At 52.9% G+C, this 18,175-nt stretch carries 17 protein-coding genes and 2 pseudogenes; 9 read left to right on the top strand and 10 right to left on the bottom strand.

The genetic code is table 11. From position 1 onward, the window contains the following. Positions 1 to 658 precede the first annotated feature (658 nt). The 3 genes from ACA048_RS23630 to ACA048_RS23620 all read left to right on the top strand — a co-directional run bounded on the left by ACA048_RS23630 (position 659) and on the right by ACA048_RS23620 (position 2,938). Positions 659 to 922 carry a hypothetical protein gene (locus tag ACA048_RS23630; protein ID WP_497626522.1) on the top strand — a complete coding sequence of 88 codons (264 nt, stop codon included), beginning with the start codon at positions 659 to 661 and terminating at the stop codon, positions 920 to 922. Positions 923 to 987: 65 nt separating this feature from the next. Next, positions 988 to 2,070, top strand: a complete 1,083-nt coding sequence (locus ACA048_RS23625) for an AraC family transcriptional regulator (RefSeq protein WP_497626521.1) — start codon at positions 988 to 990, stop codon at positions 2,068 to 2,070. Between the two features lie 556 nt (positions 2,071 to 2,626). Further along, entirely contained in the window at positions 2,627 to 2,938 is a 312-nt protein-coding gene (locus ACA048_RS23620; RefSeq protein ID WP_497626520.1) for a hypothetical protein, read from the top strand. A gap of 47 nt (positions 2,939 to 2,985) precedes the next feature. Here ACA048_RS23620 and ACA048_RS23615 read toward each other — a convergent pair. The 3 genes and pseudogenes from ACA048_RS23615 to ACA048_RS23605 all read right to left on the bottom strand — a co-directional run. After that, positions 2,986 to 3,147: pseudogene (locus ACA048_RS23615) on the bottom strand (LysE family translocator); the annotation flags it as partial. Beyond that, positions 3,148 to 3,363: a hypothetical protein gene (locus tag ACA048_RS23610; protein WP_140681260.1), complete on the bottom strand. Its 216-nt coding sequence runs from the start codon at positions 3,361 to 3,363 to the stop codon at positions 3,148 to 3,150. A gap of 143 nt (positions 3,364 to 3,506) precedes the next feature. After that, the gene (locus ACA048_RS23605; RefSeq protein ID WP_497629923.1) at positions 3,507 to 3,749 is read right to left on the bottom strand and encodes a PAS domain-containing protein; all 243 of its coding nucleotides are present in this window, start codon (positions 3,747 to 3,749) and stop codon (positions 3,507 to 3,509) included. Positions 3,750 to 3,774: 25 nt separating this feature from the next. On the opposite strand from ACA048_RS23605, the pseudogene ACA048_RS23600 reads away from it, so the two are divergent. Beyond that, a pseudogene (locus ACA048_RS23600) lies at positions 3,775 to 3,951 on the top strand (transmembrane anchor protein); the annotation flags it as partial. 478 nt (positions 3,952 to 4,429) lie between these two features. On the opposite strand, the gene ACA048_RS23595 reads toward ACA048_RS23600, so the two are convergent. After that, positions 4,430 to 6,919, bottom strand: a complete 2,490-nt coding sequence (locus ACA048_RS23595; RefSeq protein ID WP_497626519.1) for a putative bifunctional diguanylate cyclase/phosphodiesterase — start codon at positions 6,917 to 6,919, stop codon at positions 4,430 to 4,432. 243 nt (positions 6,920 to 7,162) lie between these two features. On the opposite strand from ACA048_RS23595, the gene ACA048_RS23590 reads away from it, so the two are divergent. Then, a complete protein-coding gene (locus tag ACA048_RS23590; protein ID WP_497626518.1) occupies positions 7,163 to 8,200 on the top strand; it encodes a GGDEF domain-containing protein in 1,038 nt (345 codons plus the stop codon). Between the two features lie 249 nt (positions 8,201 to 8,449). On the opposite strand, the gene ACA048_RS23585 is transcribed toward ACA048_RS23590, so the two are convergent. Further along, positions 8,450 to 8,692: an AbrB/MazE/SpoVT family DNA-binding domain-containing protein gene (locus ACA048_RS23585; RefSeq protein WP_462034890.1), complete on the bottom strand. Its 243-nt coding sequence runs from the start codon at positions 8,690 to 8,692 to the stop codon at positions 8,450 to 8,452. A 98-nt stretch (positions 8,693 to 8,790) separates the two neighbouring features. On the opposite strand from ACA048_RS23585, the gene ACA048_RS23580 reads away from it, so the two are divergent. After that, positions 8,791 to 9,906, top strand: coding sequence for a GIY-YIG nuclease family protein (locus ACA048_RS23580; protein ID WP_497626517.1), 1,116 nt, complete (start codon positions 8,791 to 8,793; stop codon positions 9,904 to 9,906). 390 nt (positions 9,907 to 10,296) lie between these two features. Here ACA048_RS23580 and ACA048_RS23575 read toward each other — a convergent pair whose 3' ends face one another. Together ACA048_RS23575 and ACA048_RS23570 are read right to left on the bottom strand one after the other, a co-directional pair. Then, positions 10,297 to 11,196: a hypothetical protein gene (locus tag ACA048_RS23575; RefSeq protein WP_497626516.1), complete on the bottom strand. Its 900-nt coding sequence runs from the start codon at positions 11,194 to 11,196 to the stop codon at positions 10,297 to 10,299. A 68-nt stretch (positions 11,197 to 11,264) separates the two neighbouring features. Then, positions 11,265 to 12,068: a hypothetical protein gene (locus ACA048_RS23570; protein WP_497626515.1), complete on the bottom strand. Its 804-nt coding sequence runs from the start codon at positions 12,066 to 12,068 to the stop codon at positions 11,265 to 11,267. A gap of 283 nt (positions 12,069 to 12,351) precedes the next feature. Between ACA048_RS23570 and ACA048_RS23565 the strand changes: the two genes are divergently transcribed. Then, entirely contained in the window at positions 12,352 to 12,834 is a 483-nt protein-coding gene (locus tag ACA048_RS23565) for a hypothetical protein (RefSeq protein ID WP_497626514.1), read from the top strand. Positions 12,835 to 12,886: 52 nt separating this feature from the next. After that, positions 12,887 to 14,647 carry an SIR2 family protein gene (locus ACA048_RS23560; protein WP_497626513.1) on the top strand — a complete coding sequence of 587 codons (1,761 nt, stop codon included), beginning with the start codon at positions 12,887 to 12,889 and terminating at the stop codon, positions 14,645 to 14,647. 616 nt (positions 14,648 to 15,263) lie between these two features. Here the strand turns inward: ACA048_RS23560 and ACA048_RS23555 are convergent. The 3 genes from ACA048_RS23555 to ACA048_RS23545 form a co-directional block, all read right to left on the bottom strand. Next, positions 15,264 to 15,854 (bottom strand): DUF6338 family protein, encoded by a 591-nt coding sequence (locus ACA048_RS23555; protein WP_497626512.1) that lies wholly within the window; start codon positions 15,852 to 15,854, stop codon positions 15,264 to 15,266. A 115-nt stretch (positions 15,855 to 15,969) separates the two neighbouring features. Beyond that, positions 15,970 to 16,326, bottom strand: coding sequence for a 4-fold beta flower protein (locus ACA048_RS23550; protein WP_497626511.1), 357 nt, complete (start codon positions 16,324 to 16,326; stop codon positions 15,970 to 15,972). Between the two features lie 70 nt (positions 16,327 to 16,396). Further along, positions 16,397 to 16,543 (bottom strand): hypothetical protein, encoded by a 147-nt coding sequence (locus ACA048_RS23545; protein ID WP_339555579.1) that lies wholly within the window; start codon positions 16,541 to 16,543, stop codon positions 16,397 to 16,399. A gap of 433 nt (positions 16,544 to 16,976) precedes the next feature. Between ACA048_RS23545 and ACA048_RS23540 the strand changes: the two genes are divergently transcribed. Beyond that, positions 16,977 to 17,855: a helix-turn-helix transcriptional regulator gene (locus ACA048_RS23540; RefSeq protein WP_497626510.1), complete on the top strand. Its 879-nt coding sequence runs from the start codon at positions 16,977 to 16,979 to the stop codon at positions 17,853 to 17,855. Positions 17,856 to 18,175: the final 320 nt, after the last annotated feature.

Below are 18,175 nucleotides of genomic sequence, written 5' to 3'. Positions count from 1 at the left end.
GAACTCGACTTCACATGACATCCCTTTATAGCCTAGCTATCCCATCCGTAAAATTAGAGCCCCATCGATCAGTGCGCGTTAAGCATCTGCCGCGCCCTGCACCTCACTCCGAATGTGGCTAGAAGAGTTAAAGCGTTGTCGATTTCCTCGCCGGCTCGGCGTAGTGCTTGGTGATGGACTGCTCAGCGTGTGTGACCCTGCCCCAAAATACGTAATCCATAACCGGCGTCATGGGTTAATTTTCTGAAGCTGTAGTACCTGCCAGCTTCTTCGTTACACAAATAATTCACATTGATAGGTCATCATGGCAGGAACGATCACCAACACAGTGTGTTTTTTTGTCACTCGATGCCTGCATGAAGGCATGCCAGCAGCGCATTTTCAACTACGATTCCTGATAGAAGAAAATGACGCTATGACCCTATGATTTCCAAAAAGAGCAAAGCTGCCCAGCGCCTGAATCCACGAACCTCAGCAACCAGCTCCTCGTTAGCCGATCAGCTCAGCGACGTTGCCTATGGGGAGGTCTGCTGGTTGGCATCGTCTTGAAATAATTGTAGCTGTGCGGCGACATTTCTGACCCGAGCCGGCCTGCTAATGCAACAGCGTAGGTTGAGCCAAAAAAAATAAAAAAAGATCAGTCAACAAAGGTAATGCAATGAACGACACGCGTGTGTCCCATCAAACCAAAGTCTGTCTAAACCTGGCTCTTGAACGTAACAACCAGCTCTTCAACGAAGCACAAAGCTTGCGCTGCGCCGCCCTGAATATTCTTGATCGGGCCTACCTAGATACGGAAGCCTTCAGCCACTACCAAGAAAAGCGACAACATGCCGATATTAAATACAACGACGCCATCGAGCACTTGCGATTGCTCATGACGCAATACCACATCCCCCCGGAGCACCCAAAATCCCGATAACATAAGACCGCCGATTCCACTTGAGCGGTCAAGGATGTCGAATTCAACAGGGAGATGGGGTTGTCATGTATAGAATCAGTTCAGGCTATGCCAGAGTGCTGGTGAATACGCTTTCGGCGCAAGGACTGGATGCCAACAGTCTGTGCCAGGAGGCAGGGCTTGATATAAAGCTCGCAGATATACCGGGATCATTCTGCAAACGAAGCACTATCTACCGCCTATGGTATCTGTCGGCTCAGGCTTCCAGCGATCCGGACATCGGTTTGAAGGCCTACGATAACTTCCACCCGGGCATTTTTCAGATCGTCGGCTATACCATGATGTCCAGTTTGAACCTGAAAAACGCATTCGAACGACTGGTTCATTTCAGCCCGTTGATCGGCACTGGCTTCACCCTGTTTGTTGTCCAGGAACAACAGCATTACCGCCTGGTCACGCTCAATCACCATCAGCGCGGCTCGATCAAGCCCCGGCAGTACACCGATGCCAGCCTCGCAACCCTGCTGGGTGTCTATCGCTGGCTGAGCGGTGGCAAATCGCCGCAACCGCTGAGTGTGGAGTTCAGCTATCCCCAGCCGGATGACATCTACGAGCATCAACAGATGTTTGGCTGCGAACTGCGTTTCGGGGCGGTCTATGACAGCATCCTGTTCGATGGTGAGGAGCTGCTGCGTCCGTTGAGCATGGCCAATGAGGCGTTGGCCAAGCTCCATGACAGCTATGCCAAATTTCAGCTTGACCTGATGGATGACTTCACCGTTGTCTGCAGGATTCGTGCGCTGATCACCGAACGCCTAAGTCTGGGGCAAAGCCAGGCCCAGTATGATATGGAATCGATTGCGGCCGCGTTGAACGTCAGCAAGCGAACGTTGCAACGGGCACTGGAGAAGGCGGGCACGCAGTTCACAGATATCCTGAACTACGTGCGCCAGCAGCTAGCCGACTTCTACCTGCGTCATTCCCATTTCAATATGCAGCACGTGACTTACCTGCTCGGCTTCCATGACCACAGCGGTTTCCACAAGGCTTGCCTGCGTTGGTTCGGCATGACACCCGGTCAGTATCGAGCCAACGAATTGTCGCTCGAGGCCATGGAAACTAAGACCCTTCTAGCCGGTTACAGGCAGCCCTCCACCCAAAATCCATGAGCATAAAAACCACTTTGCGGCGGCTTTGGTTGTTTTCTGCAGTAAATGCCCCTAGGCCGTCGCGAGGTTCCAGTACTGCTCCAGTTATCCCCGCCAAGCAGTCAATATAGAGCTACGCCTGAGGTGCATTCAATATGACTTCCTCTTTGAATCAAGATCACTGCATTGTGTGTGATTGCAACCCAAAACTGGACACTCTGGGTGAAGGCTTCACCTTTATCACATTGCCATTCATATGCATTTAAGCCGATCCAGCCATGGATACCCACGTAGAGGCCAACACCAATGATCAGCACGCTGGAAATCGAAAAGGGATCATAGCTTTGTACTCCCCACTGCCTGCGTTCCTGTCGATTACGGAATCATCCCAGGCATGTTCCCAATTTGACACGATAGGCGTGTTGGATGAAATTGATGATTCGCCTCTTCTCTTCGACCTGAAATCCTGTGGCTGTATCTGCAGCTCATATTTTCGACACGATCGATTGAATGTTCCCCAACCGACCACTGTCCCAGTCGATTACTGGGTGCCTGATATCCTAATAGGAATGACAAATTGCTGACTCGGCCCGACAAAGACACGCTACGTGCGATGCTGGAATCGCAAGTTCAAGAAAAGCTACAGCACGACCCTGATGCGGTAACGACTTATGCAGCACAGCCTGAACCCGAACGAAAGCCATACACCAGTAAGCCCACGGTTCAGGACAAGGCATTTCACAGGGAGCTCGATCAGATGCGTGCGGATGCTGAAGCCGGAGTGATACATAAATCAGTGCGCGAGCCAATGGACGATGGTGAGTCTAGCCTTGCGCTCGATGATTACCCTGGCTTGAAAGAGGCAGGCTCTGCATCAAATCAGTGGTGATGTTTTGGCGCCTGTGCTGCGGTAATCGGTACCTAGCCGCCCTCCTCTTATGCAGCCTGTCGACGCATGGTCAGGATGGCTGCTCCGAAGCCGATGAACGTCGACCCAACTACCCGGCTGACCCACCGGGATAGCTCGGGATGGCTCAACACGCCCTTGACCCAAGAGACCAGTGCGGCATACAGACTAAGAGACGTCACCGAGACCGATCACGCGAGCTTTATGGCTCCGCCCTGGATATCGTCACGCGCCGCTCGTAAGTCATTAGCGTCCTGATTGAGCCGGTGAATCATATTGAGCAACCGCTGGCGTAGCACTTCGTCTTGGAGTTGCTCTGCTGCGCGCATCATATCGAGCGCCGCTACCTCATTGTTAGTGGCGACGGAGTCGAGCAGTTTGCGCATGCTTCTTGATGGCCGATTCATCTCCAACTCCCTGGATTTCAGTGACGCGAATCATATGGCCAGAATGTTTCGTCAGTATTTCAGCTGCACGAACTGGCTTGAATCATTAGCTCGGGCTGATTTGACGCTAGCTGGAGGGGTGCCCCGTGAGGTGTCAATTACGCTTATCGCGCCAACAGCACTGTTAGAGACTGGCCGATCACTTGATCACGGCTGAGGCCCAACAGATCCAGCGCAGCATGATTGACTGAGCAAATACGGGCACTCTCGTCGAAACTGAGCAGACCTTCACCCAGCAGTCCAACGAAGCCTGCCTCCGGGTGGAAGCGCAGCAAATATCGCTGCGGATCATGCCCCAAGAAAAAACAGCTCTCTATTAACTTGGCCGATAGGTTGGTCAATGCCATGGCCTGGAAGTGTTGCTGAAGGCTACTGACTGCGGTCGGCCTGCTGGTGACCGTTGTCATGCCTTCGGAATACGCCATTGATCCAACGGGTGTGGGCCGAGCACTGGGACTGACCCAGATGGGCGAGCTGAAGATCATCCTTGCCCAGGAAGCTTTGGCGGATGCCGCGCCACCTCAACCAGCAGCTCCAGCTCCGCAGGTTGCGCAAGGCTGGTGAGCACGTAGTCCGCTTGCCAGCGGTAACTGTGGCGAAGATCGAGCTTTGGAACGCCATGATGGAGCGAGATATGCGCAAGGCTGACTTGTGCCGGTTGCTCGGCGTGCACCAGGCCTAGGGTGATCGCCTAGTGGACTTTTTACACACATCAAAAATTGAACAATTAGAAGCGGCTTTGAAAGCTTTTGACTTGCGCCTCCCGGTAACCGTGCAGCCGTACCACATCCGCTACGAGGTCAAATGCATCGAGAATGGAGAGCGCAAGAGCTTCGAATGCTTGAACAACGTTTGGCTCTCTGACGATCACGCGTGGGTCGTTGTGCTGAGCAATCTCAAACTACCACTCCCACAACAGCCAGAAGGTCAGACACCAGAAGAGGTGTGCCGAGCGCATGGGATATCCGACGCATCGAGAAAGGCAAGGCCAGCTTGTGGACAAGATTAAGCCCCCTGACCGATTCTCTTAGAAAGAACGTTCCGTTGAACTCGAATCAGGCACAACCATCCGGCCTGTAAAACGCTCTGTCTCAATACTAATCAGCTCCCCAATCGCCTGTGTATCTATGGGCCTACTCAAGAAATACCCCTGCACCTCATCACAATGCGCAACCTGCAACGCCTCGAGCTGCTCGATCGTCTCCACCCCCTCCGCCGTCACCGTTAACGACAACGCTCGCCCCAGGCCGACGATAGCCTCAACGATCGACTGATCATCACCGCTGGCTGTCAGTCCCGAGACAAAGCTGCGATCGATCTTTAGCCCATCGAAGGGGAACGAACGCAGGTAGCTTAATGACGAATAGCCTGTGCCGAAATCATCCATCGCTAGTCGTACACCCAGCGCTTTCAAGTCGTGCATTATCTGCAGAGCCCCCTTAGCGTCTTCCAGCATCACACTCTCGGTCAACTCCAACTCTAAACGGCCCGGGCTCAAGCCGGTCTCCTCTAGCACCGCCTGCACTCTGGACACCAGTTGACCGCGCTGAAACTCAGTTGACGACAGGTTTACTGAAACAAAGATCTCTTCAGGCCATGTCGACGCCGCCACGCAAGCGGTGCGCAGAACCCAGTTGCTCAGCGGTAGAATCAAGCCTGTCTCTTCTGCAATGGAAATAAACACGTCAGGCGATAACAGCCCGCGCAGCGGGTGTTGCCAACGCACCAATGCTTCTGCACCGGCCATCCGCAGTCCTTCAATCTGGTAGCGGGGTTGGAAGTGCAGCCGCAACTCACCATGTTTAATGGCATGGCGCAGGTCACTTTCAAGTTGGCGACGATCGATGATTCGATCGTTCATGTCGCCGGCGTAAAAGCGCCACGTATTGCGTCCAGCATCCTTGGCTTCATACAACGCGATATCGGCATAACGCAGCAACTCGTCGGCTTGGGTGGCATCGGCCGGGGCCATGGCGATGCCGATGCTGGCACTGATGAAGAGTTCATGTTCCTCGACCTGAAACGGCTGCTCGATGCAGTCGATCAAGCGCTTGCACAGGTGTTCAACCTCTTCCTGGGACACCATGTTGGCCAGCACAAGTACAAACTCATCGCCGCCTATTCGCGCGACCAGATCATCGTTGCGCAGGCATTGCCCCAGCCGTTTGGATACTTCGTTAAGCACTTGATCGCCAGCGGCATGCCCGAGCAAATCATTCACTGGTTTGAAGCGATCAAGATCTATGCTCAGCATCACCAGCGGCTCGTCGAGGGTCGGCGCAGCCTTGAGCTTGCCGTCGAGGAACTCCTGCATGCGGGTGCGGTTCGCCAAGCCGGTCAGCGCGTCGTGTTGTGATAGGTACTCAATACGCCTGCGAGCCTCCACTTCTTCGGTGATATCACTCGCCGTGCCGCGATACCCTTGCCCTTCCATCTCCCGCACAGAAAGACGGCTGATCCGGGCTTGCCCGTCGCCAGCCTGATAACTGCACTGCAAAATGGCGTGGGCCCGTCGAGAATGATTTTTCAGCCACTGCGACAGCGGCCCTTGATCAGAGGTCAGAAGTTCATCGATGGGACGCCCCATGCAATCGGCACGACGCAGTCCCGTCACCGCCTCGAAGCGTTCTGACAAGTAAGTGAAACGTAACGCGGAATCGATTTCCCAAATCCAGTCGGACGAAGCTTCAGCAACGTCGCGAAACCGGGCTTCACTGGCCGCCAGCGCAGTCTGGCTGAGCTGCAAGGAAGTGTAACTGGCATCAATGACCCGCGCCGAGTCCGTGGCGCGCCGCCTTAGAATCCAGGTCACCAGCCCGATGATCAGCCCGGCGATACCAATCAGCGGCAAGACCACGATGAGCACCTGATCTCCAGGGCGCTCCGGCGTCCATTGCACGGCCCCCGCCGCTCCGGCCTTGCCCAAGGGTAAATATGACGGGTTCAACTGTGTGTTTTCGCCTTGGGCGACGCGCAAATTGTTAATGCCAAAATCACTGCCCAAGCTGCTCAATCTGGCGGCGTCCATCTTGGCGACGAATATCAGCACCGAAGAAGGCCTGTCATCCGCTTCGATCTGAGGGTCGGTGCCAGGCGTCAGTGGCGCTGCAGCGACCAGCACCGGAGTTCCTTCAACATTGAGATAGATGGCCACCGGCGTCTCGTTTTCTACCCCGTTGCGAGCACGCTCGACCAGCGCGGCGATGGGCTGCTTCAACCAAGTTTCTGCGCCGACGGATCGCAACTGACCATCTATGATCGCATATGAAGTTCGATCGGTACCTTCACTATGCCCAGAGGTCTCCGGCGCTGTGGCGGACTCGTCAAAGTAGTGAGCAAAGAATTGCACGCCATTCATACTTGTCTTGAGCAAGGCGCGTGAATCACAGTAGGGGATTTTGAATGCACACGGATCATTCAGGCTTTGGGCCTTAAGGGCATCCCATTCTGCAGTGGTGTATTGACCGGCTGGGATGATTCCGTAATCGACAGGAACGCCGGCAGTGAGAGAGTACAAAGCTACGATCCCTTTTCGATTTCCAGCGTGCTGATCATTGGTGTTGGCCTCTACGTAAGTAAACCAACCGATGGCGTCAGCTGGTAGCTGGGACTATTTCATCAGCAAATTGCTGTAGTCGAGTTCGGCCTATTCTAGTCCAACAGGTAGTAGGCATACATTATGTATGGCCTCTTGGTGTACGTAAGGATATGCTGCCCCCGACTTCATATATGCCAACAAAAAACTAACTACAGTGACGTTATGAGCCAATCAGAGACGCGTGCGACTGCCCTAACGCTGTATCCAGAGGACTCCCGCGAGGCGGCGGCTTTGCTGAAGCAGGCCGTACCACTGATGGTGCGTCACAACATTCCACCAAATCCCGTTCACTATGCTCTCTGGTACACCTACAGCAAAGGTCAGGAGCCAGAGCTTAATCGCCATCTGGACAGGGTGGTCAAAGACTTCGACTGTTTCCCTCCAGAATCTGCTACGAAGCTTTTTCGCGACTACATCATTCGTGACGAATTGGAGGAGGCGCGCGCAGGGCAACAGCAAGCGATCAATCTGGTTGACGACATGGAGCGTAATGTCTCGCGTAGCGTGAATGGCAGTGCCAACTTTCAAGCCAGTCTTGGCCATTGCATGGAAATGCTCGCGGAGCCGGTCGACCAGAGGTTGCCCGCCATTCTGAGTGAGCTGCAACAGAGCACCCAGGTCATGCAGGATCAGCAAGAGCTTTTCCTCTCCCAACTGCACTCAGCGCAAAATGAAATCAAGAGTCTGAGAGACAAGCTCGAGCGAGCCCAACTGGCTGCATCTTTGGATGGTCTGACCAAGGTGTTGAACCGAGCTACCTTCACTCGCTTGCTGGAACATGCATTGATCAACGCTCCTCATGGGGTGGCATTGGTCATGTTGGATATTGATCATTTCAAGCAGTTCAATGACCGGTATGGCCATCCTTTAGGCGACCGCGTACTTGAGCATGTTGGTCAGGTGTTACGGAACTCAATCCCGCCTCAGGCCCTGGCGGCACGCTATGGTGGTGAAGAGTTCTGTGTAGTCCTGCGAGAGTGTTTTGATCTCACCAGTGCTCATGCTTTTGCTGAGCAACTGCGCCTGAAAATTCAGGCGTTGCGGATCAAGGTTCGTGGCACGGATGAAGTGCTAGACACTGTAACTGCGTCCTTGGGTGTCGCCCTCGCCAAAGCGGGTGACGATGTGGAAAGCCTTCTGACTCGTGCCGATGATGCGCTCTATCTAGCCAAGCGCAGCGGGCGCAACCGAGTGAACTGAGGCAAGGACTCTTAGCTGCAATCACATAGCCCCACAGGATATGGTGATTCGATTCGCGTTCATTCCGAATGGCAGCCATAGCTAAGCTGTGGTGTGAAGTGATGTCAATGGGGAGGTCGCTCCTTCTGGCTTAAGCCCGGCTCGATCTCGCGCCTTCAGGTGATGTGTCCAGGTATGCGTTTCCGGCTTGGCGGAGGACTCTGAAGTTCAGCCTGATGTAGTGGTTCAGCGAAGTATTTTATGCCTTCCTCATTTGTCTTCGAGGCTGCCGCGCTGTTCGCTATTCCAGGCTTCAGTGAGCTCGTCAATCCGATCCGTGATTTGAGGCTTTTTTGATAGGACAAGGCAGCGCGTGTTGCCGACAAATTCTTCTATCAGGTACACAGAATCGCCGACATCAAGTTCGAGCTCCTGCAGCGCTTCGTCCGGAATTCGAATCGCACCGTCACCGTCCCATTCTTCAATGATGATTTTCATTGGTGGCTTTCTCACGTGTGGTCTCCATTGCTTCTGAGTCGGCAATGGTAACGTGCTTTTGCGTACTGTCCGTACCCGGCAGGTAAAGAGCAGTTCATGAATAGGAGCATCCGATGGTTACGCTGAATCGACTTTGGTGGCAGCACCTGGCGCCGAAGTCAATGCACCGTCGGTTGAGTGAAGTAGAGAAGGCTCTGTCGACTTGGTGCAAAAGTCCCTATGGGCAGTATTGGCTTAACGTGGCTCGAAACCCTGATCAAGCGATCAGACTGTTTCCCGGCCAGGCCATCCCAGCTGTCCACCTCATCGCGCTTGGCAGCCGCCCCATTTTCATTGCTCCTCAGCAAACGGTCAGAGAAGGCCACAGGTTCGTTGGCGCCAGAGAGTTCACATCAGGGCGCCCAATTGCTGAAAACGAGATCGCGGCTACCCCGGAAATACGTCTGGATGTTGTGACTGATGAGGCGCTCATAAAAGCGGCCTTCAGGCTTCAGTTGTCAGGGCATGTTTCTGGCGTTAAATCTCCCAGCATGATCTTTTCCATCCCGGCCCATTATCTACTCTCGCCTCAGCAGTGGCCTGATAAAGCATATGCGCTTTACCAGCATATTTTTGGTATGGGAAATTCATACCCCAACGATGGATTCTTCTACGTTGGTATCACAAAGCGGCGGTGGCAAACGAGATGGGCCGAGCACTTGCGAGCAGTGGAGAAAGGCAGCCAGTTGCTGTTCCATCGAAAGTTCAGAGAGGAGAGGGCGGCGGGGCATATTACGTATATTCACCATAAGGTGATGGCGATCACTGATGACCTTGAAGCACTTTACAATGGCGAAGATTTTTTGATCAATGGCCACTGGGAAGATGAGAGGCGCCTCAATATGATCCCTGGCGGGAGAGCCGGCCTACGCTATCTTAGAGAACACTCCATTCTCGACAAAGGTGTGATTGCTATGCCAGATGATCGGGATCGTACGATCGGCGAATGGCTTCACACGCATAAACGCAAAAGCCTTCCTCCTATTAGTATTACCGATAGATGGCAGGACGATACATGGGCTGCCGCCCAGATTTGTAGCCGCTCCGACCGTCTTTCGACATCGCAGATCGTGGCCATACGAGACCTGTCTTCCAAGCACTCTTCTGACGAGATTGCCGAGCGGACTGGAGCGACGGTTGAGCAGATCCGAAGCGTTATTGCGGGCAAGACATACTCACGCGTCAAATGAGTAAACAGAGAGAGGTGGATGCCGAAATATTCGGTAGATTGCTTTCGGTCGATGGCACCTCTGCTTCCGCTGTGGCGTGCATCTACAGGGTTAGCTAGTACCTAGGTATAGATCATCCAGGGTACCCTTCGAGCTCCTCCAACAGGCCATCATCGTCACGGTTGCTGCGATAGCCGTACAACACTGGGCGCTCAAGCTTCTTCGAAAATGAGGATCGACTGAGTCTGCTTGGCGGGAGCGTAGTAGTACGAGGTGCGGGCATCGCATCTGTATGATGCTTTCTTCAGCGAGTTAGGGCCTTGGCAGATTTCCTGAAAAATCTCTTGAGGCAGCACAAGGAATTTTCAGTTAGTCATCATTTCGATGCCGCGTTGTGGTTGTACTGTTAAGTCAAATGAGAAAGTCGATGTATCGACGATTTTTCACGGTGGTATTGTGGTATTTGCGAAGCCAAAAATACTTCTTGAGCACGCCGCGATTGACCGCTCGGAGCTTCTCGTCCGAATAGTTTTTGCGGTATGCAGCATAAAATGCTCGGATCGAGTCGATCACCAGCTTCCTCTGAGCCGTGAGGAAATCTTCACATTGCTCTCGCATTGCTATAATCGCCGTTCGGCCCGCAAGATTACCCACTGCATTCGCTACGCATGGTGAATTGACATCCGTGCCCGCCAGCATCAAGTCAAGAGAATTCACATAGGTGACCCCCTTCTCTTCAACCAGGAACTGCGAATCACCGTACATCCGCTTGAATAGCTGTCGAACTTCCTTCATCAGCCTCGCGTTGTTCAGAACATCATCCGCCAATGCAAGACGGGCATACTTGGCCTTGCCTTCCGCTTCATTTGCCGCGCTGAGGCCTGCGCCAACGGCAAAACTATCACTGATATCACAGTATTCGGTGGAGATACCGCCTCGGAAGGTGATCTCTTTTTCCTGTAGGCATCGATGCATCATCAAGCCCAATCGCATGGTTAAGAGCATCAGTATATTTGCGGAGTGCATCAGAACCTTTCCAGCATCCTTCTCCGACGGAACCTCTTTCGGCTTGAACGTCACTACGATGGAGTCTGAGATAAAAGCGCTTTTGACGTCATACCAGTCGTAGGGGTTAAAACCACTTCCCCTTTTATACCCTTCTGATAGCGCTGCTTCATGACCTACGAGGATGTCTCGATTGGTGGTCATAAAGTCAATGAGATCCTGGGCCTGCTCATCCGTTGTCACTGACGAATTGAGCTTCTTGAAACCCAGCATGTCGATAAACACTGTCCACTGCACTGCTTTCATCGGTTCGAAATCACTTATCAAAAAATGGGTCAACCGCGAACGGCAGGATCATCTACGTCACAATGCTGTTAGCTTGGCTCATCTTCACAGGATGCACCTACACCAGCCGGCCGCCATCTAGGATACATCCAGTTGGCAATGAACCAGTCCTGCTGGAGGCTTCCATCTTTGGAAAATATGTCTTTTCCTTCGGCTAGCCTAAAACTAAACGTCTGCAGTTCTTTGCGATTCCCTGAATAAACAGTGACCTTAAGAGCCGCATTGGGGCCGTAGAGCTCGCCAAATTTCCGATTTACCTCATCGACAAAGAAGTTCTCGGTGATGGTGGATGGGTCTTCAGGAGTGGGGACGTGAATGTCTTTAAGCGTTTCTTCAGTCAGCCAGGCAGACAAGCCCTGTAGGTGAATGCTGTCTGACACTCGAACCCAAATACTTGCACCTGGTTCAACCTTGATGGGCGTGTTGGCGTTCGGATTATCTGTCAATGCACACATCCCGGTCACAGCGGCTTTACCGACCTTTGCCGTATTGCTTTTGGTGACTTCTATTTTCGCCGAAGTCAGGTATACGGGATCATTTCCGTAGTTCCTAAGCTGTAGTTGAACAAAGACGTAATCTTGGTTCTCTGGAGCTACTGGGCTGATTCTGAAAGGCTTTAGCCTTGCTCGGACAACGGTTAGTGGTGCCTTGTCTTCGCCTCGTAACTGATTGACGAAAGATATGATGGAGGAGCTGTCACTCAAAAAGCCAACGAAGGCGAAGAGGGCGCCGATCGATACCATGTTTCGAATTGCGGAGCGATTTTTTAGTGATGACAGAACTGAGACAAGCTTTCTTAACAAGATAGACTCCACGCTTTTCAGGATATTCATTGCTGTGCACGATCATCGAAATCGTCCAGCACATATCTGTCGGCCTCGAACACAAGAATGTTAGCGACTCGATGTTCCTCGCTGAGGCAAGCAGAGCGCGCAGGCGTGCAGGATGTCAGCCCTGAGTGCCGAGACGTAGCTTGATACGGCTCGGTTTACGACAGCCATCCGCCAGAGGCGGCGCGACATATCGCAGTAGAGCTTCAACCATCCTGATAGAGGCGGACACTGCCCGGTAGCAATCGAGTCCAAGCTCGCCTGGCGGAATTTTATTCACCATTGCTTGAAGCACTTGGTTGCCGCCGGCGCTGCAGATACGAATCTGACGTGGAAGGAGTGGGCGGCAGTAGCAAAAAAAACTATGCGTAACTTGCCCGATCAGGCTTTCGTGTTGGATGAAATCAGCGGTGATCTTGAGCCGCTTAGGGTGCTGGAACTTCGATCACCCGCGAAGCAGGGTGACATAGCACTTTCCGTCCGCCTTAACCAAGCGGTTGCTCAACAACCTGTCGCGGATGTTCTACGCTACGAGACCATCCATCAAGTCAAAGGCGAGACTCACGATGCAACGGTGGTCGTGTCATCGCTTCAAAAAGGCATTCACCTTTCTCATTGGAAAGAGTGGCTGGCCGACCCAGCATCCGAAGGCGCGAGGTTCGCTTACGTGGCGAGTTCACGTCCACGCCACATGCTTATCTGGGCAGTGAAGAAACTGAAGGCCGATGAGAAAGAAACGCTTACTGGGTTAGGGTTTGAACTCGCCTGAAACCGGTGCTAACTAGCGCAAGCCCCGACGCTTACTGATTAAGGATTTTCACATGAGCATCACCAACACGGACTCTACGACCCAGCTCGCGTTCTCCATGTCTGAGAATCCCGGCGTTTATGCGGTGCTGTTGGGGTCAGGAGTTTCACGGAGTGCGGGCATACCTACAGGATGGGAGATAACACTCGAGTTGATACGACGTGCTGGGATTGCCGCTGGCGCGGGAGAGCAAGATGACTGGCATCGCTGGTACGTCGAGCAGCGCGAACAGCAGCCTAACTACTCGACGTTGTTGGAAGAACTGGCGAGCACGCCTAAAGAACGGCAAGCCATCATTGAGAGCTTTCTCAAACCCTCCGAAGATGAGCGTGAGCAAGGTCTCAAGTTGCCAACATCGGCTCACCGCGCGATTGCTGACTTAGTGAAGACCGGCCACGTGCGTGTGATCATTACAACCAATTTTGATCGTCTGATGGAGAATGCGCTGCGTGATGTGGGGATAGAGCCAACCGTCGTGAGTTCAGCCGATGGTTTTGCGGGCGCTGAACCGCTGACCCACACAAATTGCTACATCCTCAAGCTTCACGGCGATTTCAAGGATGCTCGCATTCTCAACACAGACTCCGAGCTCAGCGAATATCCCCAGGTCTTCGATGGCTTGCTCGACAGAATTTTTGATGAGTTCGGCTTGATCGTTGCCGGGTGGTCGGGGGAATGGGATCGCGCTCTTCGTGCGGCAATACTACGTGCGCCTAACAGACGCTACTCCTCCTACTGGCTAACTCGTGGGAAACTCTCAGAGCGCGCCCAAGAGTTGGTTTCCCACCGGAAGGCCAACATGGCGATTGCCCCGGACGCTGACACTTTCTTCCAGGCACTCATTGCAAAAGTCTCAACCATCAAACAATTCCGCCAGCCCAACCTGTCTAGCATTGAGCTTACGATTTCCCTGGCAAAGCGATACCTGTCGAAACCTGAGTATCGCATTCAGTTCGATGACCTGGTCGTCAACGAGGTCGAGCGCGCCACAACTCATTTGGCTGAGATGTATAACTTAGACGGCGACGAGTCTGGAGAATTTGGAGACTGGGTGCTGCGCTACGAAGCCGCATCTGAGCCGTTGGTGCGTCTCGCCGGTGTAGTCGGACGCTGGGGCTCCCAGCACGAACACGACCTAATGCTTGAGGTGATCCAGACTCTGTTATCTAAGGCTTACGCCAGAGGTCTAGGCCATCAAGGCTGGATTGAGCTAAAGCGTTACCCAGCCGCTCTCGTTTTTTACGGATACGGCCTAGGATTAACAAGGGCAGGCCGCTTATCCGACTTGTATGCGCTGATGGAGCATCCCATTGCCAACCAAACCAGTGTGAGAATCCCACTCATAGAGGAACTCTCGCCTTACTACCTTGAGGATCTCACAGGTAGCCAAGTCTGGGAGACCTTGGACGGTGGCACTTCCAGATCGATTTATGACCGCTTGGCTGAAATTCTCACTCCAGCTTGGTCGACAAGCTTCGCCGGCGTATCCGACCCAATCCAGCTTTATGAACGCTTTGAGCTGTTCTGCTTACTTCAACTTTTCAAGCACCGTGACGTGAATGAGGCTTCGTTGACTGATGCCATCCAAAAAAATCAATTTCGGCACTGGATTCACGGGCGTTTAGGTACGGTGCGGGCGGCCAGAAGACGGCTGTCTGAGGAAATGTCTCTCGCGGAGTTCAGAGCCCCGTTGGTCACGGCTGGGTTTGGCTTCGCCAGTGAGGCCTACCTCAAAACATTTTTTGAAGCGTTCCAACGAATGGCGAGATTCTGATCCCCCTTATTCTGATAACAAGGAGGCTTACCATCGAACCGATTAGAGCTGCTCCGGGGCTATCAGTGCAAAAGTCGCATCTTCCATTCTTGGGGTCAGCAAACCAAGGTACTCTCACCGCGAAAACGATCATGTTTGGGCGGGTGTGCCTGCATAACAAGTATTCAGGTGGGGACACATCAGCGTCCCCGCCACAAAGGCACAAGATGATCTTTAGCGTTTTGGAGGCGGTGGCGGCGGGGGTGGAGCAGCTGGCCTTTGGCTAGTTGTCTGCTTACTTATACCGTCATTCACATGAACTTTTCCGCCAGATTGGTTTGTCATCGGACTACCTTTTGGTGGGTGGTGGAGGGGCCTTAGGGGGAGTGGCCGGGCGTTGAGCGAATGGCTTGGGTGGATTTGATTGTCCGCCACTCGGCTTGCGTGGTTGGGGCGATATGCCTCTTTCCTCGTACATTTCGACCTCTATTTTTTAGGTGCTTTAGGGGGCGCAGGTGGTGGTGCTGCCGGACGAATGTTAGCCGGTGCAGGAGGGTTTACATTCATTCCCTCATTACCAGTTCGCTGCTCGAACACGTGTTGCCTAGGCTCATTTTCGCTTTTCACTTTCGGTCTCCTACTCCAAAAATTCGACTAGATAGACATCACTGTTGGCAATCAGATAGCTCTCGATCCCAGGCGTGTCCACCCACTCATTGTTCTCGCTCATCCAGCTTGGCTGTGTAATGAGGAAATGGCCCTCTTTAGGCTCGGTTGGCCATACGGCGGGGTACCCGAATAATCGACGACCATCTAGCAGGGTAAGCACCACGCTCCGACCTTCACGCTTACGGAATGCGTAAATCCACTCCGGGTATGAAGAGCGAGATGTCAGGGTCAGCCACCTGCCAAATCTGTAGAGATAGTCGTGGTTCGATGCGAACGCCAGGAGCAAGCCCAGAGACACAGCCAAGCCTATACCCCAGACACCCTCTACTTGACCCGACCACTGCCCGAGTTGGAAATAGTGTGCTCCTATGTAAATCAATAAAACCTTGATGCCTGACACCAGCATCGTTATGAGACCTGTACTTATGAGCGCCTGTACCGTGCGCTCGAACTGCTCAGGCTTTTTAACATCTGCCAGCCAATAGAAAATCATGGTGGTGAGAAAGCCAGGTATAAGCGTCTGTACAAGTGGGATGATTTTTGTAGCGAGGTCTTCCATCGCAAGCCTCTAATTCCAATAAAGGGGGCGTCTCAAATCTTCTTAGGGGTTACCAAGCGGCAGCTGCACTGCCACCTCGCTTAACAGATCCAAGTGGGAGGAAGAAATAGCCTGATCAAGAGAAAAACTGCTGACTTGGGATATGCGACCAAAAGGAGTGCCGAAATAGCCTCTCAGGCTTAGGGCGCCTTCGACATTTGAGGTATCGCATCTGCTTGAGGCCCTTAGGTGGCACTGGTAGAAGCATTCCCTTCATCGCGCCGCCCCTGGACTCTGCTGTGTAGAGCACGATGTGGCCATGGTTGTCGCGGATCACACCGTCAGAGATGCTTCCGAGATGGCGGCCTGGATAGGAATAGATGGAGCCTTCGTAGATGTAGGCTACTGGACGACCGCAGTAAGCATACAAATGCTCATTGTCATCCGTATACGCTATCGGCGTACGTTCGCGATCGTAGAAATCTAAGCTCATCAAAATCCTTCTTTTGGGAGCGAGGGAGTGCAGGGCACGGCTGTGCCCTGAGCTCTGTTAAGCGGTCAAATTATTTGGCCGCTTTGGGGCGAATGACGATACGGAACGGCTGACCGTTCGCACGTCGAATCACCTTCCCCGATTTGGTGGTGATGGTCATGCGGTAGATGACCTCGCCTTCCTCGTCGGGTTTTTCGAACATCTCAAGCTGGGACATAAAATGTCTCCTACTGAGGTGGCTCGAACACAAAACTCGCTCCCTTGCGAAAGGAGCCCACAGGGGCTACCATCGCAAAGCTTCTCAACAAAGCGCGAGAGACATCTGGAGCATGTTCAGATGTCTTTTCCCTAAGGCCGGTCAAGTTCGTACCTTGACCGGCCTTTTTGTTTCTGGCGTTCCGTCATTGCATCCTAACTACCCTTTTGATATCGCTTCAGGTGATAGAAATACTGATCAGTAACAACTATATGCGAATCCTATCATCATCATTTTGATTACGTCAAATCCTTATGTGCTATGATGGACGATAGGCCGATTACGCGCTGGCATGATCAGCAAGACGGCAAGACGGCAAGACGGCAAGACAGCAAGACAGCAAGACAGCAAGACAGCAAGACGGTAAGACATTGGATGGTTAGACGGAGAGCATATGATTGATTTAAGCGAGTACAGCCAGGCGCAACGGGAACGTCTGGTGTACATAGACTTCCGCCTGTATTTCACAGGCTCCGTCTCGCGGATGGATCTCATGGATAGGTTTGGGGTAGGTGGGGCAGCTGCAACTCGGGATTTCGGCCAGTATCGGGAGGTTGCACCTGAGAATACCGAGCTTGACTCAGTGACCAAGCACTATGTGATTCGAGATACCTTTTCGCCTCTGATCGCCCACTCACCAGAGCGAGTTCTCAATGCCCTTTCGCAGGGATTCGGGTATGGCCTCGACTCAGATGAGAAGCCGCTGATCGCGCACGAATCTGTATCGCTTCTTAGTAAGCCGAAGGTGGAAGTTTTAGCACCGATCACGAGGGCGATTCACCTCAAACGGGTTGTTAAGATCAGCTACACCTCTAGCTCAGGCCAGTCTGAGCGGGAAATCGTACCATTCGCTATCGGTTGTGACGGTCTGCGCTGGCACGTCCGGGCGTTTGATCGGAAACGTGAAAAATTCGCGGACTTCGTTCTAACGAGAGTCGGGCACGCCGAGATTCAAATGAGGGAAAGAGCTAGAGACGAAGAAATGCCGAGGCATGATGATCAGTGGAATCGAATGCTCGAGCTTCCTCTTGTCCCTCATCCCGATAAAGACTCAACAGAGATCGTAAAGCGTGACTACGATATGCAGGATGGGGTGCTTAAGTTGCGTGTACGAGCTGCTATGGCAGGGTACGTTTTGCAGCAGTATCACGTGGACTGTTCGGCAGACCACAGCATTGCAGATAAGGCCTACCGTCTATGGCTAAAAGATCCATTGGCTCTTTATGGCGTAGAGAGTTCCATGTTCGCGCCTGGCTATCAAAGTCCTAATTGATCGCTAAGCTGAGACAATTTATGACGAAGCATCATGCTTCTCATCGCATGAAGCTGGTAAGTGCCGTGTTGAACCAATTCCCTAAGTCGAGGCTTCGGGCCAACAGGCCCGGCTAAGCTTCTGTCTGTGAGGGCGCCCACTCTCTGTTCGACGATAATGTTGCGGCAGCAACGGAATGGATGCGCTCGCCGGTATGAGAGTTTGGTTCAAAGCGCTTACTAGACCTGTGGAGGACGAAGGCGGAAACGAAAGCTGTCTTCCTCTTGATTGGCGGACTGGAGAGAGGAGCACCTGTAATAGGTTTATCAAACAGTTGTTTG

The sequence above is a fragment of the Pseudomonas sp. LBUM1659 genome, from assembly GCF_059716045.1.
This window is presented reverse-complemented; position numbering and strand designations above follow the sequence as displayed.

What these genes read in the sequence shown, in the direction of transcription:
- ACA048_RS23630 (WP_497626522.1), top strand. Translation starts at nt 659, where the DNA reads ATGAACGACACGCGTGTGTCCCATCAAACCAAAGTCTGTCTAAACCTG.
- ACA048_RS23625 (WP_497626521.1), top strand. Translation starts at nt 988, where the DNA reads ATGTATAGAATCAGTTCAGGCTATGCCAGAGTGCTGGTGAATACGCTT.
- ACA048_RS23610 (WP_140681260.1), bottom strand. Translation starts at nt 3,363, where the DNA reads ATGAATCGGCCATCAAGAAGCATGCGCAAACTGCTCGACTCCGTCGCC.
- ACA048_RS23605 (WP_497629923.1), bottom strand. Translation starts at nt 3,749, where the DNA reads ATGGCATTGACCAACCTATCGGCCAAGTTAATAGAGAGCTGTTTTTTC.
- ACA048_RS23590 (WP_497626518.1), top strand. Translation starts at nt 7,163, where the DNA reads ATGAGCCAATCAGAGACGCGTGCGACTGCCCTAACGCTGTATCCAGAG.
- ACA048_RS23580 (WP_497626517.1), top strand. Translation starts at nt 8,791, where the DNA reads ATGGTTACGCTGAATCGACTTTGGTGGCAGCACCTGGCGCCGAAGTCA.
- ACA048_RS23575 (WP_497626516.1), bottom strand. Translation starts at nt 11,196, where the DNA reads ATGAAAGCAGTGCAGTGGACAGTGTTTATCGACATGCTGGGTTTCAAG.
- ACA048_RS23570 (WP_497626515.1), bottom strand. Translation starts at nt 12,068, where the DNA reads ATGAATATCCTGAAAAGCGTGGAGTCTATCTTGTTAAGAAAGCTTGTC.
- ACA048_RS23560 (WP_497626513.1), top strand. Translation starts at nt 12,887, where the DNA reads ATGAGCATCACCAACACGGACTCTACGACCCAGCTCGCGTTCTCCATG.
- ACA048_RS23555 (WP_497626512.1), bottom strand. Translation starts at nt 15,854, where the DNA reads ATGGAAGACCTCGCTACAAAAATCATCCCACTTGTACAGACGCTTATA.
- ACA048_RS23550 (WP_497626511.1), bottom strand. Translation starts at nt 16,326, where the DNA reads ATGAGCTTAGATTTCTACGATCGCGAACGTACGCCGATAGCGTATACG.
- ACA048_RS23545 (WP_339555579.1), bottom strand. Translation starts at nt 16,543, where the DNA reads ATGTCCCAGCTTGAGATGTTCGAAAAACCCGACGAGGAAGGCGAGGTC.
- ACA048_RS23540 (WP_497626510.1), top strand. Translation starts at nt 16,977, where the DNA reads ATGATTGATTTAAGCGAGTACAGCCAGGCGCAACGGGAACGTCTGGTG.